This window comes from Burkholderia sp. Ax-1720 (assembly GCF_011753035.1).
Lineage (GTDB): Bacteria > Pseudomonadota > Gammaproteobacteria > Burkholderiales > Burkholderiaceae > Burkholderia > Burkholderia gladioli.
Window position 1 is genome coordinate 1 of sequence record NZ_VWWK01000363.1, and the last position, 2,402, is coordinate 2,402.

1 pseudogene is annotated in these 2,402 nt (G+C 73.3%); it reads right to left on the bottom strand.

Going from position 1 to position 2,402, the window contains the following annotated elements:
• Positions 1 to 2,282 (bottom strand): annotated as a pseudogene (locus F3J18_RS36690) (amino acid adenylation domain-containing protein); the annotation flags it as partial.
• Positions 2,283 to 2,402: the final 120 nt, after the last annotated feature.

A 2,402-nucleotide genomic window follows, 5' to 3' on the forward strand; every position in this document is an offset into this window, starting at 1 on the left:
TCGCTCCCCTCGCGCAGCCGCTCGACCAGGGCCGCCAGCGCGCGCACGGTCGGGCAGTCGAACAGCGCCGCCACCGGCAGCCGCACCGCGAAGGCCGCCTCCACGCGGCTGTTGATGCGGATCGCCAGCAGCGAGCTGCCGCCCAGGCTGAAGAAGTTGTCGTCGATGCCGAAGCGCGTGTCGCCGAGCAGCTCGTGCCAGAGCGCCAGCAGCGCCGACTCGGTGCCCGACAGCGCGGGCGCGGCCACCACCGCGTCGTTGGCGGCCACCGCCAGCAGCGCGCGGCGGTCCACCTTCTGGTTGGTGGTCAGCGGGAAGGCCTCCATCACCACCACCTGGGCCGGCACCATGTGGCGCGGCAGCCGCTCGCGCAGGTAGTCGACCAGGGCCGCGCCGTCGGTGCCGGTGGCGCGCGCCGCCGGGGCGCCGCCCTGGCGGTCCAGCGTCACGTAGCCGATCAGCGGATTGCGCGCGTGCTGCCGCTCGCCGGCCAGCACGATCGCCTGCGCCACCGCCGGATGCGATTCGAGCACGGCCTGGATTTCCTCGGGCTCGACGCGGATTCCATCCACCTTGAGCTGGAAGTCGGCGCGGCCGAGATAGTGCAGGCGCCCGTCCAGGTCGTAGCGGACCTGGTCGCCGGAGCGGTACAGGCGCGCGCCGGCCGCGCTCGAGAACGGATCGGGCACGAAGCGCTCGGCCGTCAGCGCGGCGCGGCCGCGATAACCCTGCGAGACGCCCGCGCCGCCCACGTAGAGCTCGCCCGGCATGCCGGCCGGCACGCGGTTGCCGTGCGCGTCGAGCACGTGCAGTTGCGCATTGGCGACCGGCTCGCGCAGGTAGATCTCGCCGTCCTCCAGCGCGCGCTCGATGTCGACGCGATCGACGATGCAGCCGATCGAGCACTCGCTCGGGCCGTAGATGTTGTAGAGCGCGATGGCCTCGGCCGCGCCGCCGCGCTGCCATTGCCGGATCGCCTCGGTGGTGATCTTCTCGCCGCCGACGCTGATCAGCCTCACCGAGGCGGGCCGCGCGGCCGGCTCGGCGGCCAGTTGCTCGCCGAGCACGCGCCAGTAGGCGGTCGGCAGGGTCAGCACGCTGATCGCCTGGGCGCGGCAGCAGTCCAGCAGGGCCGGCACCGAGCGCTTCACGTCCTCCTCGCCGATCACCAGCGCGGCGCCCGCGATCAGCGGCGTGAAGATCTCCTCGAGCGAGGCGTCGAAGCTCAGCGGCGCGAACAGCAGCGCGCGGTCGCGCGGCGTGTAGCCGAAGCGATCGAGCACCGTGCCGAGATAGTTGGCCACGCCGCGATGCGTGAGCACCGAGGCCTTGGGCGTGCCGGTGGTGCCCGAGGTGTAGGTCAGGAACACGCCATGGTCGGCTGGCAGCGACAGCGCCGGCGCCTGGGCCGGCTGGTCGCGCCAGGCCGCGTGCTCGAGCGGCAGGCGCCGCCCGTCGAAGCTGCCGAGCGCCGCGCCGGCGCGGGCCAGGATATGGCGGCAGCCGCTGTCGGCAATCATCGCCTCCAGCCGCTCGGCCGGCAGCGCCAGGTCGACCGGGAAGCAGATCGCGCCGGCCTTCAGCGTGGCGACGATGGCCAGCACCGCATCCACGCCGTGCACGGCTTCCACGCCCACCACGCTGCCGGGCAGCACACCGGCCGCCGCCAGCAGGCCGGCGAGGCGATCGGTCTCGCGCGCCAGCGCTGCGTAGTCGAGCGTGCCGGCGCTGGATACCAGGGCCGGTGCCGAGGGCGAGACGCGCGCCCGATGATCGACCAGCGCATGCAGCAAGGCACCGCCTCGCGGGCCGGCCGGCTCGGCCAGCAGCGCGGCGTGGTCGATCACCTCGGCGTTGTGCAGCCGCGCCACCACCGCCTGCTCGGCCGGCGTCAGGAAGTCCAGCTCGCCGACCGGGCGCGAGGCGTCGGCGGCCAGGCCCTCGAGCAGCAACTGGAAGTTGTCGAGCCAGCGCGCCACGCTCGCCTCGTCGAACTGATCGACGGCATGCACGCAGGACAAGGCCAGGCCTTCGCCGGTTTCGCGGAAGGTCACCGACAGGTCGGCCACCAGCGCCTGCGGCGCCTCGTCGAGCAGCTCGGCCCGCAGGCCCTCGCCGTCGGCCGCGCGGCCGTCGTGCGCGAGCGTGGTCGGCAGCAGGTCGAAGGTGGTCTGGAACAGCTCGCCGCTGGCTTCGCTGCATTCGCCGATGATCCGGTCGAAGGGCAGCGCGTGATGGCGATAGACGTGCCGCAGCGTGTCGCGCATCCCGCGGATCAGCGCCACGCAGTACCGTGCGCTGCGCAAGGAACTGCTGATCCTGCGCTCGGACGTCGAGCGCCTCGAACTCGCCCAGGCCGGCGGCGAACTGCGCGAAGCCCTGACCCACTTCCGCTGGCTGAA